General features: G+C 55.7%; 1 protein-coding gene and 1 pseudogene. Both read right to left on the reverse strand.

Annotated features, from left to right (window positions below; all coding sequences use genetic code 11):
- Nucleotides 1–137: 137 nt before the first annotated feature.
- Nucleotides 138–377: pseudogene (locus QYH69_RS35635) on the reverse strand (transposase); the annotation flags it as partial.
- A gap of 1,882 nt (nucleotides 378–2,259) precedes the next feature.
- Nucleotides 2,260–3,720: an NACHT domain-containing protein gene (locus QYH69_RS35640; RefSeq protein WP_308836309.1), complete on the reverse strand. Its 1,461-nt coding sequence runs from the start codon at nucleotides 3,718–3,720 to the stop codon at nucleotides 2,260–2,262.
- Between the last annotated feature and the right edge of the window lie 116 nt (nucleotides 3,721–3,836).

Genomic DNA, 3,836 nt, shown 5'->3' on the forward strand with positions numbered 1-3,836 from the left:
CGCATTCACGCAGCGATACTATCTGAAACAGCTCGCTGCTTAACCCGTTGGCGTCCACGGCTTCCGACCGACCTCATTTACGCAAACAACTGCTTCGTCGCACAGGGCTCCGTTGCAAAGCCGGGGCGGACCATACATTTTTTTGCGATTTCCAGTTCCATCTGCAAGCGCTTGTTCTCCGCTCGAAGGCGCGAGAGCCCCATCTGTTCCGCTGTCACGACCTTCGCCCCCGGGCCGTTCAGCTGGCCGGCTGCAGACGCCTTGAGCCAGTTGCGCAGCGTCTGTGTCGACATGCCCAATTCGCGGGCCACGGCGCTCACGCCTTGTCCGTCCTTGACTCGTCGCACGGCAGCTTCCTTAAACTCCGCCGTGTACACCTAGTGCGGTACCTTGAACATTTCTTCTTTCGTTCCTTTGGGGCGAGTTTATACACGACCTGCTGGAAGGCGAAATTTCAGGGGAAGCTCAGGCTACCGAATAACTTGACAATACCAGGATCATTCATTTTGCAGACGAGAGTGAAGGTCGGCCGGGATTTGCAAAAAATCCGCCACATCTCGACATAAATTCATAAATTAAATGGCAAATTGACTGCCTGGTTAGTCAACAGAGCCGAGCAGATCGTTCCCAGGCAGCTGATGTGCTCCGGACGGCGAAAGCACCTCGACAACATTATTGAGCAAGTTGAGATTGAAGCGGAAGTACCGGTGTATTGGGCAATTGCCATTCGACGCGGGGGAGCAACGAAAGCCGTGGAACGGTGATTTGTTCTTCTCTCTCGCTCATTAGTAACCCAGCGGTTCGCGAACTGAGTTGGAAGTTCGCCATCAAGAAGCCCATCGGCGATTAAGGACGGCAAACTCCGCCTGCATCTGGTTTCGTTGTCTTAACGTGTCATTGAGGACAGCCTAGCCATGCCCCTGATGATGCCGTGTTAATACTGTTTACCCCCTTGAAAACCCGAGAAACCTCAGCTTCCAGTTCTCAGTTTTCCAGCACACCCTCGACCTCGAACAAGGCTTGTGCCCGCGAATCTCTTACGGGGACTTCATCTCAAGCGCGGCCGCAGGCATCGGGGGCGCTGTCTCGGCTCATGCAGATGCGGCGACAGCGTGGCAGCGCGTCCGAAGCTCCGCCGCCGAAGGCCCATTCGGCGGCACCTGCTGACTTACGGCTGCATGCTGCAGTAAGGCGCGTCGATGCTGCTGCCATACGCGAGCTTGTCGATTCAGGCCTGAAACCCGTTCACCTGAACGATAACCGTCAGACACCGCTCGACGTGCTCGACTCAATGGCTATCGATGTGGCGTCGAGCCAGCTAATCCGTAGTGCGTTGTTGCACTCCCAGAACGAATCGGCGCCGCTTGGCTACGTCAAGCCGGAAGCGTTCCACGGGAGTCCATGGGGCTTCGAGATTCTGCTGTCGGGTGAATTGAGGGGGGGAGTCAATGATACGAAGGGCGGCACGCAATCCCTCGAAGGCAAGGTGTTCTTCTCCGACCGGACACCGACGTCGCCCAGCGAGCCGACCACACGCACCGACTTGCGCAAAAACGCTCGCATTTATTCGAACGGCTCTGGGTGGAAGCCCACCACCGCAAGTAGCCGCGGATTCCAGTATCGGATGGTGCAAGCAATGCTTGTGGGCATAAAGCAGAAAGCGCCGCTGAATATGCAGGGTGCTCCTGAAACGATCGAGGCGCAAACCGCAGACGATATTTGGCCACAGATTGTCGGTCATTTGGGACAGGTATTTCACAAAACCGGGTCGTTCGAAAGACCCGAGTTCCAGCACGCTACCCTGAATAAAATGTTTGAGGCGATACAACTCCCGTCCTCGCTCACGCTTAAAGTCGCGCAAACGCCCAGCCACGTGGTTCAGGGACGAGAGCTACATGAACTCTATGGACAGGCAGCCACGCAGTTGAAGCAACAGTTCGAAAACGGCAAGACACCGTTTCTTGCCGTGATCAACGAGGGACGTCTGGTGCCGGTGGTGTTCGGCTTCGAGAAAGTGTCTGGCCTGCAATCCCACACTATTGAGTACATGCCTCCCAAGGGTCCCAAAAGCTATTCTTACCAGAGCGCAAATCATCCGCTAACGGGCTCCGACGCGGGCGGCAAGCTGAAAGAGATCGAGGTGCGCGACCTGGAGGACCTTGCAACCCTCAGCCTTGCCTGCCTGGCGCGTGGCGTAGCGATCCCCGAGGACGCAACCATTCGTCTGAAGCAACGGGCACTTCGAGCACCGAAGGCCCACTATTTGACGTCAACCCAACGGGCGCAGTTCGAGGCGGCAATCATTGGCGCGTTGTGCCACAAGACGGGAAATTCCCCCAAAGAAATGCGTTCCGTCATCGAGAATGCGTCGATTGAGCAGTTGCAAGTATTTAATGCATATCTGAGAAGTCTGCCATTGACGAAGGTCACTGTTGCTTGACGACACGTTTTCGAGTCGGCGTCGCAACGTTTCATGCAGTGCAGTGGGGTTTCGAACCATCTGGCGAGGTGACTTTGATCTGGCGCGGCATCCAAAAAGCTACGAATGTCCGGTGTGATTGCGGAACTCATGACGACGTGCTGGTCCGGCGTGAGACGAAACGTACGCAGTCGGTCGGCAACCAGAAACTCCTGGAATGAGCGGTGAGCAAAGTAGAGAACACCGGCCTCCTTTTCTTCCGTCAGACTCGACACAATGTATTCATTCAACTTGGCCATACCGTCCGTCGCGTCTGCGGCCGGCAGTCGGTCCACTAACGCGTGCGGAATCTCGTCCCGATCGAAATAACCCTGCCCGTCACTTGCCTTCGTCCAAGACCACCACGCGAGTTCTTGTTGAAAAGAATATCGCGGATCAAACGGAATCTTTGCGCGCGCTGGCTTGTCTTCCGTGTCACGTTCTATCAGTTGCCTGATAAACTGATCATACAAGGTGTATTTAGTGAACCCGTCGAGTCTGAAGGTCGGATTATGCGCCAGCTCCGCGACGATTCTCGCTTGCACCGGCCGTCGTAGCAGATCAGGACTCACCTTCGTGAGGACTTCGCTAACTCGCGCGTCGACGAATTCGCCTCTCGTCATTCCCGAGACATCGGCGCGGTCCATCAGCAGGTGGCCGAGGTATGCACGCAGGAACCGCGCGATCTCGTCGCCATCAAAAAAAGCGATCTCCTCTTCACGCCATGGCGCAAACTGAGGATCTATCACCGTCTGGGATCCTATCTGTTTCTGCGCGCGGAACACATGCTTGCGCGCTTCGGTAGGCAAAGCATTTGGCCGGCCAAGCAGCAGCACTCTAGCCTTCGGCTCGAGTAACCGGTTGAACTCCTTAAACGTCGCGCGAAAGTCAGCAATGGACATCGCGTGCTTCATCTCGTCAAACCCATCAAGCACGATGAGTAGCCGCCCCCCAGCATTCAAGTGCATGAGCGTCGGAAAGCGAAAGTCTGTCGCTGGATAGCGCGCCGTAAATTCCTTCCCGAAGAGCCCTTCGAGCTGCGTCTCATGCACGACTTGCCCCAAGCGGATCAGTATCGGGATACGCTCTGCCGGATTCATCCGATGCCGCATTGCCTGCTGTGAGACAACTCGCAACGCAAGACTCGTCTTCCCTTTTCCATAGCCTCCTAAAATAGCGAGCGGCATTGGATCGTCCGACTGCATCCAGTCCTCGATGACATTCAGAGCCGGCTTCTCGTGCCCCTCGAAACGGGGGTTCACATAATAGCTTTCCAGCTCGCTTGCCCTGAACATTCCTTCTATTGAGAGTTACGTAAATCATGACATCACCAAAGCTCGGCTTGCTTCCAGCAGGCAACGATGATCGATTTGCGTTT

This window comes from Paraburkholderia sp. SARCC-3016, assembly GCF_031119615.1.
Taxonomy (GTDB): domain Bacteria; phylum Pseudomonadota; class Gammaproteobacteria; order Burkholderiales; family Burkholderiaceae; genus Paraburkholderia.